Origin of the sequence: Streptococcus castoreus DSM 17536, assembly GCF_000425025.1 — a bacterium.
Taxonomy (GTDB): Bacteria; Bacillota; Bacilli; order Lactobacillales; family Streptococcaceae; genus Streptococcus; species Streptococcus castoreus.
Genome location: NZ_AUKZ01000029.1, coordinates 1 through 21,174, shown reverse-complemented (window position 1 = coordinate 21,174; position 21,174 = coordinate 1). Strand labels below are relative to the sequence as shown.

20 protein-coding genes and 2 pseudogenes are annotated in these 21,174 nt (G+C 37.2%); 18 read left to right on the top strand and 4 right to left on the bottom strand.

Annotation, left to right across the window (positions count from 1 at the left end):
* The 3 genes from H346_RS0107470 to H346_RS0107460 all read right to left on the bottom strand — a co-directional run.
* Window positions 1-284: helix-turn-helix domain-containing protein (locus tag H346_RS0107470; RefSeq protein WP_027970532.1), on the bottom strand; the 284-nt coding region annotated here is incomplete at its 3' end.
* A gap of 127 nt (window positions 285-411) precedes the next feature.
* Entirely contained in the window at window positions 412-1,275 is an 864-nt protein-coding gene (locus H346_RS0107465; protein ID WP_027970531.1) for an IS982 family transposase, read from the bottom strand.
* 92 nt (window positions 1,276-1,367) lie between these two features.
* Window positions 1,368-2,585 carry a helix-turn-helix transcriptional regulator gene (locus H346_RS0107460; protein ID WP_027970530.1) on the bottom strand — a complete coding sequence of 406 codons (1,218 nt, stop codon included), beginning with the start codon at window positions 2,583-2,585 and terminating at the stop codon, window positions 1,368-1,370.
* Between the two features lie 150 nt (window positions 2,586-2,735).
* Between H346_RS0107460 and H346_RS0107455 the strand changes: the two genes are divergently transcribed.
* The 17 genes and pseudogenes from H346_RS0107455 to H346_RS0107380 all read left to right on the top strand — a co-directional run bounded on the left by H346_RS0107455 (window position 2,736) and on the right by H346_RS0107380 (window position 16,821).
* Window positions 2,736-4,190, top strand: a complete 1,455-nt coding sequence (locus H346_RS0107455) for a family 43 glycosylhydrolase (RefSeq protein ID WP_027970529.1) — start codon at window positions 2,736-2,738, stop codon at window positions 4,188-4,190.
* Between the two features lie 9 nt (window positions 4,191-4,199).
* Window positions 4,200-6,209 carry a beta-galactosidase gene (locus H346_RS0107450; protein ID WP_027970528.1) on the top strand — a complete coding sequence of 670 codons (2,010 nt, stop codon included), beginning with the start codon at window positions 4,200-4,202 and terminating at the stop codon, window positions 6,207-6,209.
* A 12-nt stretch (window positions 6,210-6,221) separates the two neighbouring features.
* A complete protein-coding gene (locus tag H346_RS0107445) occupies window positions 6,222-7,631 on the top strand; it encodes an MFS transporter (protein WP_037562821.1) in 1,410 nt (469 codons plus the stop codon).
* A gap of 43 nt (window positions 7,632-7,674) precedes the next feature.
* On the top strand, window positions 7,675-8,601 hold the full coding sequence (locus H346_RS0107440; protein ID WP_244147256.1) for an ROK family protein: 927 nt from the start codon (window positions 7,675-7,677) through the stop codon (window positions 8,599-8,601).
* Window positions 8,602-8,638: 37 nt separating this feature from the next.
* Window positions 8,639-8,874: pseudogene (locus tag H346_RS10325) on the top strand (NAD(P)-dependent malic enzyme); the annotation flags it as partial.
* A gap of 86 nt (window positions 8,875-8,960) precedes the next feature.
* On the top strand, window positions 8,961-9,212 hold the full coding sequence (locus H346_RS10080; RefSeq protein ID WP_156888882.1) for a hypothetical protein: 252 nt from the start codon (window positions 8,961-8,963) through the stop codon (window positions 9,210-9,212).
* A 118-nt stretch (window positions 9,213-9,330) separates the two neighbouring features.
* On the top strand, window positions 9,331-9,501 hold the full coding sequence (locus H346_RS11090) for a DUF5597 domain-containing protein (RefSeq protein WP_425262078.1): 171 nt from the start codon (window positions 9,331-9,333) through the stop codon (window positions 9,499-9,501).
* Window positions 9,502-9,732: 231 nt separating this feature from the next.
* Complete coding sequence (locus H346_RS11085; RefSeq protein WP_425262077.1) at window positions 9,733-9,909, top strand: hypothetical protein; 177 nt, start codon at window positions 9,733-9,735, stop codon at window positions 9,907-9,909.
* Window positions 9,910-10,083: 174 nt separating this feature from the next.
* Entirely contained in the window at window positions 10,084-10,443 is a 360-nt protein-coding gene (locus H346_RS11080) for a hypothetical protein (RefSeq protein ID WP_027970525.1), read from the top strand.
* 9 nt (window positions 10,444-10,452) lie between these two features.
* Window positions 10,453-10,713 (top strand): hypothetical protein, encoded by a 261-nt coding sequence (locus H346_RS11075; RefSeq protein ID WP_027970524.1) that lies wholly within the window; start codon window positions 10,453-10,455, stop codon window positions 10,711-10,713.
* Window positions 10,714-10,740: 27 nt separating this feature from the next.
* Window positions 10,741-11,151, top strand: a complete 411-nt coding sequence (locus H346_RS11070) for an FGGY-family carbohydrate kinase (protein ID WP_027970523.1) — start codon at window positions 10,741-10,743, stop codon at window positions 11,149-11,151.
* Between the two features lie 68 nt (window positions 11,152-11,219).
* The gene (gene lepA / locus H346_RS0107405; RefSeq protein WP_027970522.1) at window positions 11,220-13,052 is read left to right on the top strand and encodes a translation elongation factor 4; all 1,833 of its coding nucleotides are present in this window, start codon (window positions 11,220-11,222) and stop codon (window positions 13,050-13,052) included.
* A 176-nt stretch (window positions 13,053-13,228) separates the two neighbouring features.
* On the top strand, window positions 13,229-13,660 hold the full coding sequence (msrB, locus tag H346_RS0107400) for a peptide-methionine (R)-S-oxide reductase MsrB (protein WP_027970521.1): 432 nt from the start codon (window positions 13,229-13,231) through the stop codon (window positions 13,658-13,660).
* 31 nt (window positions 13,661-13,691) lie between these two features.
* Window positions 13,692-13,961 (top strand): annotated as a pseudogene (locus H346_RS09910) (MerR family transcriptional regulator); the annotation flags it as partial.
* Window positions 13,962-14,230: 269 nt separating this feature from the next.
* Window positions 14,231-14,422: a hypothetical protein gene (locus H346_RS10545; RefSeq protein WP_156888880.1), complete on the top strand. Its 192-nt coding sequence runs from the start codon at window positions 14,231-14,233 to the stop codon at window positions 14,420-14,422.
* Between the two features lie 126 nt (window positions 14,423-14,548).
* A complete protein-coding gene (locus H346_RS0107385; RefSeq protein ID WP_027970520.1) occupies window positions 14,549-15,535 on the top strand; it encodes an aldo/keto reductase in 987 nt (328 codons plus the stop codon).
* Between the two features lie 266 nt (window positions 15,536-15,801).
* Window positions 15,802-16,821 carry a YeiH family protein gene (locus H346_RS0107380; protein ID WP_027970519.1) on the top strand — a complete coding sequence of 340 codons (1,020 nt, stop codon included), beginning with the start codon at window positions 15,802-15,804 and terminating at the stop codon, window positions 16,819-16,821.
* A 632-nt stretch (window positions 16,822-17,453) separates the two neighbouring features.
* On the opposite strand, the gene H346_RS0107375 is transcribed toward H346_RS0107380, so the two are convergent.
* Window positions 17,454-17,984: a TetR/AcrR family transcriptional regulator gene (locus tag H346_RS0107375; RefSeq protein ID WP_027970518.1), complete on the bottom strand. Its 531-nt coding sequence runs from the start codon at window positions 17,982-17,984 to the stop codon at window positions 17,454-17,456.
* Window positions 17,985-18,209: 225 nt separating this feature from the next.
* Here H346_RS0107375 and H346_RS0107370 point away from each other — a divergent pair.
* The coding region (locus H346_RS0107370) for a YPDG domain-containing protein (RefSeq protein ID WP_027970517.1) at window positions 18,210-21,174 on the top strand (2,965 nt) is incomplete at its 3' end.

The following is a 21,174-nucleotide window of genomic DNA, read 5'->3' as shown; positions in this document are numbered from 1 at the left end:
TGTTCTTTCAGGAAATTTTCCTCCTCTTCATGCGTCATATAAGACCGACGACGTCCGCCACGCTTTTCTTTTAATAGAGCCTCTAATCCTCCACTTAGATAGCGATTCAATAGGTTTCGTACTGTCTGATGGACAAATCCTACTGAGTTGGCTGCTTTCGTTAAATTACGGCATTCAGAATAAAGAATAAGTGCCTGAATTTTTCTATGATGCGGAGCGTTATTTTTGTCTTTTAGTGCTTGTTTTAATTCTTTAACATGAGTTGGAGTGAGTTCATTTATCATAACACTATTATAACGCTATTTTTGATTTTTGTTTAGTATAACGTATTTTCTTACTGAAATATGAGATAAGCTACTTGCTTGTCAATTCTTTGAATAATATATAAACATTCTACATTAACCCGTGGTGCTAGTTAATCTCAAAGTATCTCAAGTTGTAGGCTAGTACAACTTGCTCTATTCTCAATTGTAATCCCGTCACACCTCTAGCAAGTGTCTGTTCCATATCAAAGAGGACACAAAGCTCTGAAAAACGTGTTTCAATAGTTCGTCTCATAGCTATTAACTTCCAGTGATTATGTTGCTTAGCGCCTGACATATTCTGGCGTAGGGGAGTCCAAAGATGATAACCTTTCTGTTTCAAGTGCTCTCTAAGCTCGCGACTAAAGTAGCCTAAATCAGCCAAAATATAAAGCTGTTGACAGTTTGACAAAAGGTCATCGACAACTCTAATATCGTGAACAGAAGCTGGTGTCACAACATAGTTCAGAATATAACCTGATAGAGTAACTAGCATGTGAACTTTGAACCCGTAGAACCATAGATGCTTGGAGGCATTGTAGCCAATATCTGCTAACCCTTCGAAAATGCGAGTTCTATAGTTACGAACAGTCTGACAAAGTGGTAAGGGAAAGCTATCTATAATAACAATGGAATCAGGTGAGATTTGAGTATTCATTGCTTGTCTAATGACTTGAACTACCCCAATCAACTGTCTTGATCGTCGATTAAAACGACTTCGTTCTAGCAATCTTCCGCAAGGAAAGAGTTGACAGATACGATAGAAATGACGTTGTGACGTAATACCTAGTTCAGCTTGTAAAAGAAGTAAGACTAATAGAGATTTGTCTGAAACCTTAGATAGGCTCAGATTATGACGATGTTTGAAAGACTGAGGGCAATAATCGTGATAAAGTTTCGAACAAATTTTTGATAATTGTCTGATATTCCATTGTAAGTGATGGGATTTAGCAGTATACTGTAAGTGGCTCATTTGGACTACCTCCTGTTTGTTTCGTCACTTACAGTATAGTCCATTTGGGCTTTTTATTGTATTTTGAAAGCAACTAGCACCACGGGTTACATTTAATTTAATTTACTAAATTTTAGACGATACTGGTATGGGCTGTAATTACAATATTTCTTAAAGACTTTACCAAAATAGCTTTGGGAAGTATATCCTAGGCTTGTAGCAATCTCACTTATACTTTTATCGGTGAACAAAAGAAGTTCTTCAGCATAACGGCAACGTTCTTCAGAAATATAGACTTGGATACTCTTGTTAAAATTATTGTGATAGAGTTTAGATAGATAACTAGCTGAGCAAGGTACGACATTGGCTAAGTCCTCTAAGGTAATGGTTTCATGAAGATGTCTGGCAATATAATCTTGTGTTTTTCTAATATAAGGATGATGAAGTGGTGTCTCATCATTTACGTTGTGGCTATTATTGATAACTTTTTGAGCTTGTTTAACCAAAAGTGTTAAATCTATTTCAGATTGTCTAATATGAGTGAGAATTTCATTAGTTGTTTCTAGTTTTTCGATATTTCTAATCAAATTATCACTCAAAGAATAAGCTATTTCTGGTGTGACTCCTCCTCTGATTGCAGAACGTGTAGCTAAAGCAATAACAACTATTGCAAGATTTCGGTAGCTTCGTAATTCATTGTCTGCTAAAACACCAAGTTCATTTATTGAAACACCTTCCCAACTCTGTCTTAATTTTACCAGATTACCTGATATAATTGCTTCTTGCTCACGTAGTTCTTGTTGATAAGAATTATGATGATGACCAATTTCACGATTAGTAAAAAGAAGTTGAGTAGTATTGGTCTTAAATTCTTGTGAGTTTGAACTGATGTTATTCAACCATATCTCTTCTCTAGTAATTTCAAAATCATGAAAGAGATTATGTAATAAAAGTGATAGATCTACTATAGTCCATATATCATGTAGTGGAACATGGTCTAGGAGTAATTTGTTAATATTAACGGATTGAGTCTGTAAATTGACTGATGACAATTCATTGATTTGTATTGGACCAATAACATAGTAGGTGTTCTCTTCACTCTTTACAAGAGTAAATAAGAATTTTCGTTCAATTACGATAAATTTAGGTTCAGCAATATTATTAGCTAAAGGGATCACAATTTGAAGAACTTCTTCTTCAATGAGCTTATAAGATGAACATAGGTCTAAATTTTGGCAAAACCGTTGTTTAACTACTCCATTCTGAACTATCGATAGATTGGTACGTAAGGTTGTTGAGATATAATAGAAAATATAGCTAGGATTTTTCATAGATTAACCTCCAAATGTAATTGTATTTTACCAAAAAATATCATAAAATTATATAAATAAAAATGAAAGCGCTTTATTATTGTGATATAAAATTTGAAATAGGAGCAGAGATCAAATAATATGTAACCTGTATTTTAAAAGGAGAATCTTATGTCACAAATTTACAATCCCTACTTGCCAAGTTATGAGTACATTCCTGATGGAGAGCCTCATGTTTTTGGAGATCGGCTGTATATATACGGTAGCCATGATCGTTTTGGATCGGATTACTACTGTCCTAATGATTATGTAACATATTCAGCACCGGTTGATGATTTAACATCTTGGCGCTATGAAGGAATAATTTACAAAAAAAATCAAGATCCAATTAATACTGATGGTAAGATGAGTCTTTTTGCTCCTGATGTGGTACAAGGACCAGATGGGAGATATTATCTCTATTATGGTATGGATTTTATCAGTTCTATTTCAGTCGCTGTGGCAGATACGCCAACGGGTCCATTTGAGTTTTACGGCTATGTCAAACACGCAGACGGTCAGACTTACGGTGAAAATCCAGAACGAGATCCGTTCCAATTTGATCCAGCTGTCTTAGTTGATGATGACAAGCGTATTTATCTCTATACTGGCTTTGGACCTGGAGCAGAGGTTGTTGCTAAAGTTAAAGAAGTCTTGGGGCTCACTATTGGCAACACAGGTAATCATGTGGTGGAGTTGGACTCAGATATGCTGACGCTCAAAACCGAACCAAAACAATTCTTACCAAATTCTTGGGATAGTGAAGGAACTGGTTTTGAAGGGCATGCTTTCTATGAGGCGAGTTCCATTCGCAAGTTTAATGGAAAATATTACTTCATATACTCATCTGTCTTAAGTCATGAACTGTCTTTTGCTGTTAGTGACTCACCAACTGAAGGATTCGTTTATGGTGGGGCTCTTCATTCTAATGCAGATATTGGTGTTAATGACAATACTGAAGCACAGAACTATTGGGGAAATAATCACGGATCTGTCGTGGGAATCAATGGAAAGTATTATGTTTTTGGACATCGTCAAACGGACTATACCGAATTCTCTCGACAAGGCGTGGCTGAAGAAATCGAGCTTGGCGAAGATGGTCTCTTTAAACAAGCAGAGCTAACCAGCTGTGGTCTAAATGGCGGGCCACTTGCTGGTAAGGGCACTTATCCAGCAGCGATTGCTTGTCTCTTGATGGGGCCAAATGGAGCAATGAAGTCTGTAGAAGTGGTCACTGATGAACAAAAAGCAGAGCATCCTTGTATCACTCAGGAGTTGGAAGATAATGAAACCACCGACTCACAATACATTAAGAATCTGATTTCAGGGGCTAAGGTGGGCTATAAGTATTTTGACTTTGACGAACCTGAAACCTTCGCTTTAACCTATAGAGGTACTGCTGAAGGTAGAATCCTTGTCTCAACGGAGAAGGACGGACCAGCAATCGCAGTTCTTGAAGTGGTCACAAGTCCAGAATGGAGAGACCAGACGGCATCTATTTCACAAAAAATCACTGGAAAACAGGCCCTCTACCTAACCTTTGAGGGGACAGGAAGTCTTGATGTGAAAGCTTTTACCCTAGCTTAGGAGGATACAATGAACGAAATCTTGTACGGCGTGGCCTACTACGATGAGTACATGCCCTACGACCGACTGGAAGTGGATATCCAGATGATGCTCAAGGCTGGTATCAACGTGGTCAGGATTGCTGAGTCGACATGGTCCACTTACGAAAAACGGCCTGGAGAGTTTGATTTTTACCATGTGACTCGGGTGATTGATGCTATGGATAAGGCAGGAATCAAAGTAATCGTCGGTACACCAACCTATGCGGTGCCATCTTGGTTGGTTGAGTTGGACCCAACGGTTATGGTGGAACGCAAAGGTAGTGGTCGGGCACTTTACGGAATGCGGCAGTCCATGGACATCACCAATAAAACCTACCTCTACTATGCGGAGCGGATTATCCGTGAGTTGATGAAGGTTACAGCCCATTATGACAATGTCATCGGCTTTCAGATTGATAATGAAACCAAGGCTTATGGGACATCCAGTAAGAATGTGCAACGAGGGTTTATCGAGTATCTGAAAGATAAATTTAAGGGTGACCTTGATGCCCTGAATGAGGAGTTTGGTTTCAACTACTGGAGCAATCGCCTTGATTCCTGGGAGAATTTCCCCGACGTCAATGGAACGATTAATGGTAGCTTTGGGGCTGAATTTGAAAAATACCAGCGTTTACTAGTCGATGATTTTTTGCAATGGCAGGCCGATATCGTTTCTGAATACAAGCGAGCAGACCAGTTTGTCACTCAGAATTTTGATTTTGACTGGCGTGGCTATTCTTACGGGGTGCAGCCTGAGGTTAATCACTACAAGGCTGCCAAAGGTATTAGTCTTGCAGGATGTGATATTTACCATCCAGGACAGGAAGATTTGACAGGGATTGAAATCGCCTTTTGTGGGGACAGTACGAGAAATTTGAAACAGGATAATTATTTGGTCATTGAAACCCAGGCCCAAGGCTTTTCAAACATGATGCCTTATCCCAACCAGCTTATCTTGCAGGCCTATAGTCATTTAGCTAGTGGGGCTAATGGTGTCATGTACTGGCACTGGCACTCGATTCATAATTCGGCAGAGTCTTATTGGCGGGGACTTTTGGCACATGATTTTGCCGAAAATAAAACCTATCTAGAATCAGTTAAGATTGGTCAGGAGCTAAAGCGTCTCTCGCCTAAACTGGTTAACCTCAAAAAGAAAAACCGTGTGGCTCTTTTAGTTAGTAATGAAGCATTAACCGCCCTAAAGTGGTTTCCTATCGATATCAAGTCGAACTTTTCATCTAGTTTGGGATATAATGAGGTCGTTAAGAGTTATTATCAGGCTCTCTATCACCTCAATATCGAGTGTGATGTGGTGTCGGTTGACTCACCTAGCTGGCAGAATTATGAAGTTCTTGTCGTGCCAGCCCTTTATGCAGCTCCTGATAAGTTCTACGAGGATTTGGATGCCTTTGTCAATAAGGGTGGCAAGCTTCTATTGAGTTTTAAGTCTGGTGTGGCTAATGAAAACCTCAAAATTTCTCATGAGGGAACGCCGAAGAAATTACAAAAAGCCTTAGGACTAATGTATAATCAATTTGCTTCACCGACTGGTCAAAGTTTAGTAAGTTCCTATTTTGGTGATGGTGCACAAGTTCAAGGATTTTTAGAATTCTTGCAACCTACAACCGCAGAGGTTTTGGCGACCTATGATAACTGCCAGTGGGAAGATAGGGGAGCTATAACCCGCAACTACTATGGTGAAGGGGAAGCGATTTATATTGGCTGTTATATTGAGGAAGCCGCTTTCACCGACATTATCAAAAGCATTTTTACCGATATCTTTAATATCACGCTAAAAAAGAAAACATTCCCAATAATTGTTAAAGAAGGTTTAAATGATCAAAGTAATAAAGTAACTTATTTATTAAATTTTTCTGCACAAAAACAAGGTATTATAGTTCCTGAAGATGCTACAAGCCTTCGAGATGAAGTTACAGTTAAGGCAGGTCAAAAACTTGTCCTAGAACCCTGGGACGTGATTATTTTAGAACATCAATAAAAGGAGTTTACAATGGCAATCAAAAAAGAATTTGGTATTTCATATAATGATGAACCTAAGAGCGAATTGAGTTTTTTGGAACGTTTTGCTTATGGGACAGGTGATTTTGCAGTTAATATTGTTTATTCGGCAATTACAACATTTTTATTGTTTTATTATACGGATGTTGTGAAAATCAATCCAGCAGCTGTTGGTTCAATTATGCTTTTTTCAAGGCTTTTTGATGGTGTTACAGACATCATCATGGGAATAATTGTTGACCGAACAAAATCAAGATTTGGCAAAGCTAGAGTGTGGCTGTCTCGACTGGCTATTCCTTATGCGATTAGTGCGGTGGTTCTTTTTGCTGTTCCTATGAATGCTAGTGAGACTTTTAAACTGATTTATATATTTTTGAGCTACAATTTAACGTCTTCAATTATTTTAACTGGTATAGTTGTGCCTTATTCAACTATGAATGCAATGATGACACAGAATCAGTATGAACGGACACTTTTAGGAACTTTCAGAATGTTGCTTGCAACTTGTGGAACAATGTTCATCAATACTTTCACTTTGAAAATGGTGGCTTTTCTTGGAAATACACCTGCTTCTTGGACTTGGACTTTTGCAATTTTTGGTACTTTATCAATTATTATTTTCTATTTTTCTTTCTTATTTACACATGAGCGTGTTGTTGAGACACCTAATCCAGAAATTGTTAACTGTAACCAAAAAGTAACACTTAAGGAAGAATTTTTAAGCCTTTTAAAAAATAAATATTGGGTAATGGTTGCGATCTGTATCTTCTTATTATATTTTTCATTGACTGTAAATGGTGGGACAGCAATATACTATGCAAAAGCTGTTCTGAATAATCAGGACCTTGTTTCGACTTTGACAAATGCGACAACAATAGCTCAGATTGGGATGATGTTTGTTGCAGCACCTTTAATTGTCAAACGTATAGGAAAAGGAAAATCAATGGCTTTGGGGATGGCAATTATGTCATTAGGTTATGCGATTACAGCTCTTGTTGGGTCGAATGTAACTCTAATTGTTGTCTCAAATATCATAAAAGGACTTGGAGCAGGCGTCGCTGCTTCTTGTATGTGGGGGATGCTTTCGGATACGATTGAATATGGGGAATGGAAAACAGGAATTCGTAGTGCTGGATTAGCTAACGCGGCCTCATCATTTGGTTCAAAAGTTGGTTCTGGAGTTGCAGGTGCCGTGCTTGGATGGGTAATGTCTGCTGGCGGATATGATGCTGAAGCAACGACACAATCTGCAAGTGCTATTGCCGCAGTAAGTTCACTTTATATTTACATTCCACTTGTTCTAGGGATTGTCTCAGTTGCGATTATGTATTTCGGTTATAAACTTGACACTGAATATGATAGAATCATCGCTGAACTTGAGACACGGAATACTGGAGTATAGTAAACTTAACTATTTTTATTAATTTCTTAAAAGAGAGAGTGAAATGATGACAGGTAAATCTTATCTAAGTATTGACATAGGTGGAACACGGCTAAAGTATGCTTTGATCGATCGTTCAGGGAATATTATTAGTAAAGGTCATAAGCAGACACCACATGAATTAGAAAATTTTTTAGATACAATGGATGAGTTAATTGAGCCACATCAGGAATCATTACATGGTATCGCCATAAGTAGTCCAGGTAAGGTAGACACTGACGAAGGTGTGATATACTTTGGTGGATCTTTGCCAATGTTGCACGAATTAAACTTACCTAAGTACATTAAGGATAAGTTTGATTTAAAAAGTTCAGTGATTAATGATGGTAAAGCGGCAGCATTGGCAGAACTTTGGCGTGGAAATTTACAAGGGATAGACAATGGAGCAGCAATCATTTTAGGCACTGGAGTTGGAGGTGGTCTTATCCTGGAAGGAAAATTACTTAAGGGACAACACTTTCAAGCTGGAGAATTGAGTTTCCAGTTAGCAACTGGCACAACAAAAAATCGTGATATGTCTAATTTTATAGGTTTTGAAGGTTCTGCGGTAAAGATGATTGAACGTTGTGCAACCGTACTTTGTCTTGAAGACCGAACAGATGGACAAATTGTTTTTGAATACCTTAAACAAAATAATGGAGCTATTTATCCAATTTTCCAAGATTATTGTCGAGTAATTGCTGAACTGATATACAATGTACAAGCGGTGATTGATGTTGAACGATATGTCATTGGTGGTGGTATCAGTGCTCAGAAGATATTGGTAGATGAAATCAAAGAGCAGTATCGTTTACTTCGTGAAGGTAATGAATTTTTGATGTTTATGACGACTATGCCAGAAATTGAGCCTTGTGCCTTTCGTAACGAAGCTAATTTGCTTGGTGCACTCTATCAATTCTTACTCAACGAAGAAGGAAATTTTAAGAGTTAAGTATTCTTGAAAATATTTGAAAGTAATTTAATTATTAATCGTTGGAACTGGTTGCAGTGACTTTCCAAATCAACAATGTGTTAGCTTTCCTAGGTATTTTCAGAGGCTAGAGTTAAAACGATTACTGTTGATATGCAAATTGCAGTAGCTCGTGGTATTGCCGCCTTGATTTCAGAAGATGAACTTAGCCCTACTAATATTATTCCAGATGCTTTCCAATATGGTGTTGCTAAAGTTGTGACGGCCAGTGTTAGAGATGCAGTGACGGAATAGATGTGTAGTCATTATTGGGAGATAAAAGGAATGCTCAACATCATAAAAAAATTCAGGATCTTATTCTTTACTCTGATTGTCATAATTTGACAGCTGTAGTCAAATCAGTAGGCTTTGTCCATCAAACCGTCCGAAATTTATTAAATCGTTATCTAGATGGAGGCTTACAAGCACTTCTCAGTGAAAATCGTGGCGGATGCCGTCATTCCTATATGACACTTGAAGAAGAGGAAATATTTCTTCAAGAACAGCTCACTTCTACTTTGAACGGCGAATTTGCGACTGTTTCAACTCTCTTTGAAGTCTATCAAGGAAAAGTTGTCGCCCTCAACATCTAAAAAAGCAGGTGCCAAAACCATTTTAGTGTCTAAAAATAAAATCTTTATTTCTGGAGAGATTTAGTAAGCAATAATATCCTAAATTTTCTGTGTTTTTGTAACTTATTGTAACTAAATATTGAAGGCCAAATTAACTGTTATTGGAGTAAACATCCGTTATAGTTTAATGTCTTGTAAAAATAGTTCAAAAAATGTAGGTATTTATGAATATAGTGAAGGAGAATTTAAAAACGGGAAGTACACTAGAGACAGGATGTTAAATGGTGATGAGCGTTTTACACTAGTGTAAACTGACTTACCAACCGTTCAAAGAGTTCAGTGGTTCTTATAACTAATTGATAATTATTGATTGCTTAGGAATTATAAATATAAAAGGGGTATCTTATAATAGGGGCTCTTTTTATAATATATGGTATTTTTATTATAAATATACAACAAAAGATAATAGCTAATTTTAAAATCAATTTAGTTTACACGATATTTTTGAATAGGTAATGAATTTTTTAGATTTGTATAGGGAATGAATAATGGAAAAATTATTAGAGATATAGTTAAAGGTGGGACATCTTTAGGGGTTGAATTTGGTTCAACTCGTATCAAAGCAGTCTTGATTGATAGTCAGAAACAACCAATTGCCTCCGGTAGTCATGCTTGGAAAAAGCAGTTGGTTTTGCTGGTTTTTGGACTTATTCATTAGATGATATTTGGAATGGATTATAATTTGCCTATCGGGAACTTGTTCATGATGTGAAAAATACCTATCAAGTTGATTTGACGAATGTTGGTCAAATTGGTTTTAGTGCTATGATGCACGGTTATTTAGCGTTTGATCAAGAAGATAATTTATTAGTACCATTTAGGACTTGGCGAAATGATTACCGGTCAAGCGGCACAAAAACTTAGTCAATTATTTGGCTTTAATATCCCGGAGCGTTGGAGTATTGCTCACCTGTATCAAGCAATTTTAAATAAAGAAGAACATGTTTCTCAAATAGCTTATCTTACTACTTTAGCAGGCTACATCCACTGGCAATTAACAGGTGAAAAAGTTTTAGGTGTTGGGGATGCGTCAGGAATGTTTCCGATTGATTCGACAACTGGTGATTATAACAAGGTCTTTCTAAATCAATTTGAGGAATTAACACAAGATTATCAGTTTCCTTGGATTTTGGAATCTATTTTACCGAAAGTATTATCTGCAGGAACGTTAGCGGGTACATTGACCGAATAAGGTGCAAAATTGTTAGACCCAACTGGTCAATTACAAGCTGGAAGCAAGTTCTGCCCACCAGAAGGAGATGCTGGAACAGGCATGGTTGCTACAAATAGTGTGAGACAACGGACGGGAAATATTTCAGCAGGAACATCAATTTTTGCCATGATTGTCCTCGAAAAAGAATTACAAAATCGTTATTCAGAAATTGATATTGTGACAACACCAGTTGGTGATTCTGTGGCAATGGTACATGCGAATAACTGTAGTTCAGATATTAATGCCTGAGTTAAATTATTTAAAGAGTTTTCAGCCTTGTCAGGGCAAGAAATATCAGATGCTGAGCTGTACCCATTACTCTTTAATGCGGCTTTAGCAGGTGAAAAAGGTTGTGGAGGACTGTTAAGTTACGGTTACTACTCAGGTGAAAGTATTACTGGCTTAACTGAAGGGCGTCCGATTCTTGTGAGAACTCCAGAAAGTCGTTTTACTGTACCTAACCTAATGAGAAGTCACATCCTATCTGCCTTCACAACCTTGGCGATTGGCATTGAAATTCTAGTGGATAAAGAAGCAGTTGGTATTGATAAACTTTTAGGACATGGTGGTATTTTTAATGTGGTTCATGGGTCTGATTCTCGTGATTCTGCTAAACGAGAGATTTCGCTTTGGTTTGGTAAAAGTGAGTCTGTTAGCACAGTCGTTCTCTCTGATGATAATCGGTAAGAAAAGATAGGCAAAGGCCTATTTTTTTTGCTATAATAAAGGGAAAACTAAATGTATAGGAAAATAGAATGAACAGTCAAGATTTAAAAAAACGCCAGGAGAAAATTCGGAATTTCTCCATTATTGCCCATATTGACCATGGGAAATCTACCCTTGCGGATCGCATTTTGGAAAAAACGGAGACCGTTTCGTCTCGTGAAATGCAGGCGCAGCTGTTGGATTCCATGGATTTGGAACGTGAGCGTGGGATTACCATTAAGTTGAATGCAATTGAGTTAAATTACACTGCCAGAGACGGAGAAACATATATTTTCCATTTAATTGATACCCCTGGACATGTGGACTTTACTTATGAAGTTTCTCGTTCTTTAGCCGCCTGTGAGGGGGCGATTTTGGTTGTTGATGCAGCACAAGGCATTGAAGCACAAACTTTGGCTAATGTTTATTTGGCTTTGGATAACGATTTGGAAATTCTTCCTGTTATTAATAAAATTGACTTGCCAGCGGCTGATCCAGAAAAAGTTCGCCATGAGGTAGAAGATGTGATTGGCCTAGATGCTTCAGAAGCTGTTTTAGCTTCTGCTAAGGCTGGCATTGGGATTGAAGAGATTCTTGAGCAGATTGTTGAGAAAGTCCCTGCTCCATCTGGTGATGTGGATGCGCCATTGCAAGCTTTAATTTTTGACTCTGTGTATGATGCCTATCGTGGGGTTATTCTTCAGGTTCGTATTGTCAATGGCATTGTTAAGCCAGGTGATAAAATTCAGATGATGTCAAATGGAAAAACCTTTGATGTTACAGAAGTTGGAATGTTTACACCTAAGGCAGTTGGCAGGGATTTCCTTGCGACCGGAGATGTTGGGTACGTGGCAGCATCTATTAAAACAGTGGCAGATACACGCGTTGGCGATACGGTTACTTTAGCTAACAACCCTGCTAAAGAAGCGTTACATGGCTATAAACAAATGAATCCTATGGTGTTTGCAGGGATTTACCCTATTGAATCGAACAAATACAATGACTTACGTGAAGCTCTTGAGAAGTTACAGCTCAATGATGCTAGTTTGCAATTTGAACCAGAAACATCACAGGCACTCGGATTTGGTTTCCGGTGTGGTTTCCTTGGTTTGCTTCATATGGATGTGATTCAGGAGCGCTTAGAGCGTGAATTTAATATTGATTTGATCATGACGGCGCCGTCCGTGGTTTATCATGTTCACACAACTGATGGTGATATGATTGAAGTGTCAAATCCATCTGAATTTCCTGACCCTACACGTGTTGCATCTATTGAAGAACCTTATGTCAAGGCTCAAATTATGGTACCACAAGAGTTCGTTGGGACTGTTATGGAATTGTCTCAGCGTAAACGCGGTGATTTTGTGACCATGGATTATATTGATGATAATCGTGTCAATGTGATTTATCAGATTCCACTTGCTGAAATCGTGTTTGATTTTTTTGATAAATTGAAATCATCAACACGTGGTTATGCAAGTTTTGATTATGAAATATCAGAATATCGCAAGTCACAGTTGGTCAAAATGGATATCCTTTTAAATGGTGACAAGGTTGATGCACTCAGCTTCATTGTTCATAAAGAATTTGCCTATGAACGTGGGAAAATAATTGTTGAAAAGTTGAAGAAAATCATCCCTCGTCAACAGTTTGAAGTGCCTATTCAGGCGGCTATTGGTCAGAAAATTGTTGCTCGTTCAGATATTAAAGCATTGCGAAAAAATGTTTTGGCTAAGTGTTATGGCGGAGATGTGTCTCGTAAGCGTAAACTCTTAGAAAAACAAAAAGCCGGTAAAAAGCGCATGAAATCAATTGGCTCAGTGGAAGTACCACAAGAAGCTTTCTTAAGTGTTCTCTCGATGGATGATGAAACAAAGAAATAATTGCTCCAGCAATAAAAGTCAGATTGAGGTCTGATTTTTTTGGTTAATAATCACTAAAGTGTTTAACTTAAAACGAGAATCTCATTTGGACTGTAAGCTGATTTAATCGGATGGTTCAAAAGATGCCCACTTTTTTGGTACAATAGAGACGATGATAAAGTTGAAAGGAACTCCTTATGGAAACGAAAGAAGAATTGAAAAAACGTATTGGTGATTTGTCTTATAAGGTGACGCAACATGCCGCTACAGAACGCCCCTTTACGGGAAAATATGATGATTTCTTTGATAAGGGGATTTATGTTGATATTGTGAGTGGCGAGGTTTTGTTTTCGTCATTAGACAAATTTAATTCAGGTTGTGGCTGGCCTGCTTTTTCTAAGCCTATTGATAATCGTATGGTAACCAATCACGATGACTCCTCTTATGGCATGAGACGGGTTGAGGTGAAAAGCCGTAAAGCGGGCTCACATTTGGGACATGTTTTCAATGATGGCCCAAGAGAAGCAGGTGGCTTACGCTACTGTATTAATTCAGCAGCGCTTAAATTTATTCCTTATGACCAAATGGAAAAAGAAGGCTATGCCAAATGGCTTAGCTTGTTTGACTAGGGTTAAAAGAAATTAATGATATGACAGAAAAAGAAGCGCAGGTGTTTCTGTGGAAAGTTTGATTGAATACATTCATCTTGTTAATTTAGGAGATGATAGTATTCCTGCTCGCTTAGCGATTCTTCAAGGTGAAAGAGAGGTTTTGGAAAAGCGTGTTGAGATAGCAATGAAAGCGCTAGATCGATTAAATCATAAAATTAATAATTACCAAAATAAGGTTGTTCCAAGAGAACATGAATTATTTAATGAGAACGATCCTAGAAGTGAGGTGATTGATGTTTTAAGAAATAGAAATAGTTAAAAATAGAGAGATGGCAATCTTTACGGTTAATTTTTTCAAGGGCATTCTTAGTTAATCTTACCCAATCACCAGATCAGATTTAATAACTGGCATGTTCATTTGGATGCCTGTAGGTCATGAGTGGTAGGTGGTACCAAGAATGGGATAGCCTGTGCGTTTATTGACTGCTGGTGATGTGGATTGATATGGGGCAGCTAAGGATGCTTGATTTTCTCATCTGGAACTAGTGATTTTTAGGAACCGGTCTCTGGTGAAGATTCAGTATTTAGATGGTTAAATGGAGTTATGAATGGAGAAGTATGCCGTTGCATGATATGCTTGGGGAATTTTCCCCTCAATTTGTGGCTTTTAATGACGATAATTTAGTTGGTCAAGTTTGGTCTCGTGAGGAGCTGCTTGTTGCTAAAATTAGGGCAACGGTGATGATATCTGGCTTGATTTCTGGTGGAAATTTAGAATAGTTAGATCACCACTTGCATTTTACTAAGGAAAATGGTGTGATCAGAGAGGAATGGGGCTACTTTTAAGCGTGCCAAAGCATCTGGTCTTAAAAATGTTTATAGGATTTTTGAAGAAGGAGAACGAAAATGGAGTATATTCAGTTGGGTCAGACAGGTTTAGTCGTTTCTAAGCTTTGTTTAGGATGTATGAGTTTTGGAGAGGCGAGTAAGGGGTTTCATTCAGGTTGGTTGTTGAATGAAGATGATAGCCGTCAGATCATAAAAAAAGCACTTGATATGGGGATTAATTTTTTTGATACGGCAAATATCTATGCTTCAGGAACAAGTGAAGAATATCTGGGACGCGCTATTCGAGATTTTGCAGACCGTGAAGAAATTGTTATTGCGACGAAATTGTATTTTGGAGATGGTCAGCACAAGGGAGTAAACACCAAGGGGTTATCACGCAAAGCTATTTTTAATCAGGTAAATGCCAGTTTAAAACGTCTTGGAACCGATTATATTGACCTTCTTTACATTCACCGTTGGGACTATAAGACGCCCATAGAAGAAACCATGGCTGCTTTGAATGACCTGGTTCGTTCTGGGAAAGTGCATTATTTAGGAGCTTCTGCCATGTATGCTTGGCAATTTCAAAAAGCTCAGTATGTGGCTGAAAAGAATGGTTGGACCAAGTTTTCAGTAATGCAAAATCATTATAATATGCTTTATCGTGAAGATGAGCGTGAAATGATTCCTTTTTGTCAAGATTCAGAGGTGGCGCTTGTCCCCTATAGCCCTTTGGCATCGGGTCGTGTGGTCAGAGATTGGGAGGCAGACACAGCTAGAAGTAAAACAGATGAAACTGCTAAGTCTAAGTATGACCGTACAGAAGACCAAGATCGTGCCATTGTTGCACGTGTGGCAGAAGTGGCTGACAAATATAGTGTGACAAGAGCACAAGTTGCTTTAGCATGGCTTTGGCAAATGGGGATTCATTCACCAATTGTTGGTGTGACTAAAGAGAAATACCTGGATGATTTTATGGGTGCTTTTCAATTAACCTTAAGTGATGAGGACATGACTTTCTTAAATGAATTATACCAACCTCATCCTATTGTGGGAGCTTTGTAATTTTAGTAGGAGACAATCCAGAACGTAGACAAATGTCATCGTTATTAAGAAATTGTCACATTGGTTTTGTAGTCAGTACACTTAATAATAATTCTTAGAAAGACTGTTATAGAAATTTTTCTAGGAGTTTTGATAAAGGAAAACAGGTTGAAGAAGTTATCCCAATCGACATTTCTTCAAACTGTTTTTTGCTTAGCGGTTCCTTTTCAGGATAAGTTTTACAAGTTTCTGTAAAAAGTCTATAATGAATTGAAAAGGAGAATAATATGTCAATTCATTTAAGAAAATTACCAGGTTTTTTACTTTGTTTGCTTTTAGCCTTTCCAGCTTGGTATCTAGGACACTTGTTTCCCATTATCGGAGCTCCTGTTTTTGCGATTTTATTAGGGATGTTACTAGCTTTGGTTTATCATAAACGTGATAGTACCAAAGAAGGAATCGCTTTTACGTCAAAATATATTTTGCAACTAGCGGTTGTTCTCTTAGGCTTTGGTTTAAATTTAGCACAGGTGATGACAGTGGGCATGCAATCGTTACCCATTATTATTGCTACTATTTCAACATCTTTACTTGTGGCTTATGGATTACAAAAGTGGTTACAAATTGATGTGAATATCGCTACTCTAGTTGGTGTTGGTTCTTCTATTTGTGGTGGCTCTGCCATTGCAGCAACAGCTCCAGTTGTTAAGGCTAAAGATGATGAAATTGCTAAAGCGATTTCAGTAGTTTTTCTTTTTAATATTTTAGCAGCCTTGCTATTTCCAATGTTAGGACAGTTACTTGGTTTATCTAATGAAGGATTTGCTATTTTTGCAGGGACTGCTGTTAATGACACCTCATCAGTAACGGCAACAGCAACTGCTTGGGACGCCATTCATCAGTCTAATACATTAGATGGTGCTACTATTGTAAAATTAACCAGAACCTTAGCTATTATTCCAATAACATTAGGGTTGTCACTTTATCGAGCTAAAAAAGAACAAGAAAGCATTAGTAAGGACTCGTTTAGCTTTCGCAAATCATTTCCTAGTTTTATTTTCTTTTTTTTGGTGGCATCTTTAATCACAACCCTGATTACCAGCATGGGAATGCCAACGTTTTTTTTCCGTTACCTGAAAGATTTGTCAAAATTCTTTATTGTGATGGCAATGGCAGCAATTGGTCTGAATACACATTTTGGTAAATTAATTAAAACAGGTGGTCACGCTATTTTATTGGGAGCTATTTGCTGGGTAGCCATTACAGCAGTCAGCTTAGTTATGCAGCAATGGTTAGGAATTTGGTGAAAATGAAGAAATCAGTTTAACTGGTTTCTTTTTATGTGACTTTCAGTCCTTTTCGCTCCCTAGGTGCGAAACAAACAAACTACCAGTACACATTTTGGGTGACCTCCCTTTTGTTTTCTCAACAATAGGATACCCATTTTTCTTGTATTGCGCTATCCAACTTAAGGGAATTTCACGACTTGTGAGAGCATAGTCAAGAGCTACTTTTCTTTGAGAAAACCTATCAATAAGCACTTTTTTAATTATTTCTTGTTTTAATTTCGGGGAGCAATGGTTATTTTTCCTCTTCTTGACAATACCTATCCCATAGCTATTAATCAGACGAATCAGATATTTGATTCCGATTTATTGACGTTAAACCGATTTGATAATGACGTAATATTTTCCCTACTTTTTCGCAATTTATAGATTTGAACTTTGTCTTCATAACTTAATTTCATAAAACAGCCTCGTAAAAGTTAGATTTTTCTTGTCTAACTTTGCGAGGCTGTTCAAGTGTGAGAGGGGCTAAATATTAGGTTCTACTCGATTTTTTGTTCTACAGATGGTGTTTTGTTTTAAATGTCAGAAAATTCAACAAATTTATTTTTGTGAAATACCACTCCGCTAATTTTGATTGCTAGAATTAAAAATTAAATTCTAGTTACTCTATCAATAAATCTAGCTATCTCTTCAGGGGGTTCTTTAAAATTATTGTTTATCCAATTAAAAATAATGCTTGCTACTGTTAAAACGTAAATATCTAAAGCGTAGTAATAAGGGATATGATATGCCTCTTCTAATTGTTCTGATAAGTTTGGAATATCTGAATTGACAACCATTTCTTTAATATAATTTTTTACGATACGTTTTATATCAGGAAAATGTATCACGAAAGGTTGGATTATTTCTTGATTGCTATAAAGAAATTCAAGTACAGATTGTAAAACTGAATATTCAAATAAAAGATCAGTGTTTAAAATTTTGGTAATCTCATCAAGTATTATTAAAATAGACTCCCTTAGGAAGTCTTCTTTTGAATTGTAGTAATTGTAGAAAACCCTTCTACTCAGTTGCGCTTGTTTAGCAATATCGCTGACTGTAATTTGTTCTATGCCTTTAGATGTTAATAATTCCGAAAAGGCTCTCAATAGTTTTAAGTCAATATTATTTGAATTACTCAATTTAATGTCTACCTTAGAAATAATAGTTTCTTAATACTCAAATCGTTATGAATCATACAATTTTGTTACATACGAGTATACGACAAATTAATTGACGGAAGTTCACAATAATATCAATAGTGTGCATTGTGATGATGTGAATAATTTTATACTGTGGAAGTAATATTGTTGGAGTTATCTTATTTTTTAATAATGGTATGTCGTTAATTGAGAAAGGAATCTTTTATGCCTGACAAAAGCAGTCAAAAAAAATGTGATGTTTCTAGAACAAAGCAACGTTTTACGATCAAGAAATTTAAATTTGGGGCAGCCTCAGTGCTTGTCGGATTAGTATTTTTAGGAGTGAAGGGACAAACAGTTCTGGCTGAGGAAATTGTTACAGCAAGTGATACCCTAGTTGCGGGTTCTGTAAATATGATACAACCAAAACTGAATGAAGCTAAATCTACTGTTTCTGAATCTGTTACTAAACCCGAAGTCTCCGTAGAAGAAAATACAGATAATGTTGTTAATTTAGATACAGTTTCTGTTGAAAAAAATGTTAATTCCTCTCAGACAACTGCAACGCATTCTTTAGACAGTACAGCAGATAATGGTGTGGAGGCACGTAGTATAGATAATAATAAAGTCAGTGAAGTGTCTGAGGAACTTCAAAAGAAGGCTCAACAAGGAGCCATCTATAGTCCTGGAGATCCTTCAGCTAAACAGACTTACTCAGGTAAAGCTTGGATAGATAATGGAGGAAGCATTGATGGGCAAGCATCAAGTGATACTCCATTAGCTGGAGTTAAGACTTACTTGCAATGGGTAGATGGTAAAGGCTATGTCTCAAAAGTTTACTATACAACTACACAAGCAGATGGAAGTTTTGCTTTTGATTTATCTAAACCCGAAGTTGATTCTAATGGTGTAGAGCATCGTTTTCAACTTGCAGGAGATGGTAAGTTTGCAGTAAGGACATGGATTGAGAATCCTGATTCTAGCAAATATGATATCATCCAAGCTGGTGATAAAATTTATGGTTTTCATACTCGTTTAAATCGTAAAAATGAAAGTTGGGATTTTACTGCAGGAGTAGATAGAATTGTTAATTCCCACATTATCTTACAAGAGAAAAAATTAAGTAAAGATTGGCTAACTAAATCAGAGACAGAAGTACAAGTTCCTGATACTACAAATGGCACATGGCAGAATAGAGGTAATTATGGAAGAGTAAGTGGTAAAGCTTGGTTTGATAATGGTGATACTACTGGGACACTTGCTAACCAATGGATAAAAGATGGTAACGATGTTCCAGCAAATGGTGTGAAAGTAGCTGCTTCATATTTGAACGATGAGGTAACTCGTATGCTAGACCAATGGAAGAAAGAACATCCAGGCTATACTAGCGAGGACTTTAAAACCGAACAAGAAAGACTATTTAAAGAATATCAAGTTCAACATGGAGTAGGATCCCATATTGCTGAAACAGTCATTACAACAGTTGATAAAGATGGTAACTACTCTATTCCTTTTAAAGGTTTATATGGCATTAGTGCTTATAAAGCAAACAGTGGTGCAATTTCTAAGACAATTACAGATGAGGAATTTGGTAAGGTTGTCAGAGATGAAGATGTAGATAATACTAGTCTACTTAAGTGGAATGGAACTATTGGTCAAAAACACAGACACATTAATCAAGATTATTTATATGTATCTCCAGTATTGTCTAACTATAATATTTGGAGTCCAGCTTTTCCTAAAGCAATGTTTGGTAATCCGAATAATGTATTTACAAATGTAGTTGCAGGGTCTGGAACTAATATTACTAGCTTGAACTTTGCTATTTTAGCACCTCAACCAATGCTTGATATTATTGATTATGATACTACGAATAAGGTAGCAGTCTCTGGTAATGTCACCAATTCAACAGTAGGCGGTTTGTTGCCAACACGTGAATACCAAGTGCAATGGTTCAGAGACGGTGTTGCAATAGGTGAACCTCAAACTATTCAATCAAGCGTTGAAGGAACAGCGACACCTGAGAAGTTTACAGTACCAAATGATATCACTAAGACAACAAACTTTACATTGGGTCTATTTGAACAAGGTCAAAATACAAAGAGCTTAGATAACGCTTTAGCATTAGATTCCTTTATTGCTGTATTTATCGAGTATAAAACAGTAGATGGTGTTGTAGCTAAGGATTCTGAGCCAGCTAAACCAATCTTTAAAGACAAAGATGGCAATGATACAATGCCACCGGAAGGAACAAAATTCACAACTGTTGCAGGTCAAGTGCCAGATTCAGTTAAAACCTCTTATCCTGAGGGAGTAATGCCTGTTGATCCAAGTATGGTAACGATTGACCCTACAACTGGAGTAGTTGTTGTAAAAGGGGAAGCTCTTACTAAGAAAGGTACATATGTAGTACCAGTAGAAGTAACTTATCCAGGTGATTCCAAAGCCTATACTTTTGCTACTGTAAACGTTAAAGATGATGCAACAACAACATACACAGCGACAGGTGGAAAATTAGAAAAACCATTTGGTCAAGCACCGTCAGTCGATGAAATTACATCAAAAGTAACAACTGATTATCCTAAAGAGGTTAAAGACCAACCGACAATGAAGGTTAAAGAGGATGCAGTGATTCCAGATGGTATGAGCAAAGGGGAATTTAAAGTACCAGTTGTTGTCACCTATCCAGATGGAACAACAGATGAAGTTGATGTTACAGTAACTATCAAAGAATCTGAAGCAGAAAAGAATGATCCTTCATACAAAGATACGATGGTCGTTCCAGGGAAACCGGCAGAATCAACTCCAAGCTACGGCGAAGGTAAAACAGCGCCAAATGGTACAGAGTACAAGATTGATGAAAACTTTAAAGTACCAGACGGATATACAGTTGACATTGATAAAACTACTGGTACAGTAACTGTAACAGCTCCAGAAAAACCAGACGGTACGACAGCAGAAGAAATTGAAGTACCAGTAATCGTTACTTATCCAGATAAATCAGAAGATAAGGTTACTGCTAAGTTTCAGTTGGACACAGATAGTGACAGTACCCCGGATGTGAGAGATACTGATGACGATGGTGATGGTATCCCAGATGTTAACGATAAAAACCCTAAAGTAGCAACTAAGACTACTGTAGCAGTTGATAATGCCACTGTTACAGAAGGTCAGCCAATTACTCCAATTC

Coding starts and splice junctions, on each gene's coding strand:
- H346_RS0107465 (WP_027970531.1), bottom strand. CDS start 1,275: ATGAGCCACTTACAGTATACTGCTAAATCCCATCACTTACAATGGAAT.
- H346_RS0107460 (WP_027970530.1), bottom strand. CDS start 2,585: ATGAAAAATCCTAGCTATATTTTCTATTATATCTCAACAACCTTACGT.
- H346_RS0107455 (WP_027970529.1), top strand. CDS start 2,736: ATGTCACAAATTTACAATCCCTACTTGCCAAGTTATGAGTACATTCCT.
- H346_RS0107450 (WP_027970528.1), top strand. CDS start 4,200: ATGAACGAAATCTTGTACGGCGTGGCCTACTACGATGAGTACATGCCC.
- H346_RS0107445 (WP_037562821.1), top strand. CDS start 6,222: ATGGCAATCAAAAAAGAATTTGGTATTTCATATAATGATGAACCTAAG.
- H346_RS0107440 (WP_244147256.1), top strand. CDS start 7,675: ATGATGACAGGTAAATCTTATCTAAGTATTGACATAGGTGGAACACGG.
- H346_RS11085 (WP_425262077.1), top strand. CDS start 9,733: ATGAATAATGGAAAAATTATTAGAGATATAGTTAAAGGTGGGACATCT.
- H346_RS11080 (WP_027970525.1), top strand. CDS start 10,084: ATGATTACCGGTCAAGCGGCACAAAAACTTAGTCAATTATTTGGCTTT.
- lepA (WP_027970522.1), top strand. CDS start 11,220: ATGAACAGTCAAGATTTAAAAAAACGCCAGGAGAAAATTCGGAATTTC.
- msrB (WP_027970521.1), top strand. CDS start 13,229: ATGGAAACGAAAGAAGAATTGAAAAAACGTATTGGTGATTTGTCTTAT.
- H346_RS10545 (WP_156888880.1), top strand. CDS start 14,231: ATGGTTAAATGGAGTTATGAATGGAGAAGTATGCCGTTGCATGATATG.
- H346_RS0107385 (WP_027970520.1), top strand. CDS start 14,549: ATGGAGTATATTCAGTTGGGTCAGACAGGTTTAGTCGTTTCTAAGCTT.
- H346_RS0107380 (WP_027970519.1), top strand. CDS start 15,802: ATGTCAATTCATTTAAGAAAATTACCAGGTTTTTTACTTTGTTTGCTT.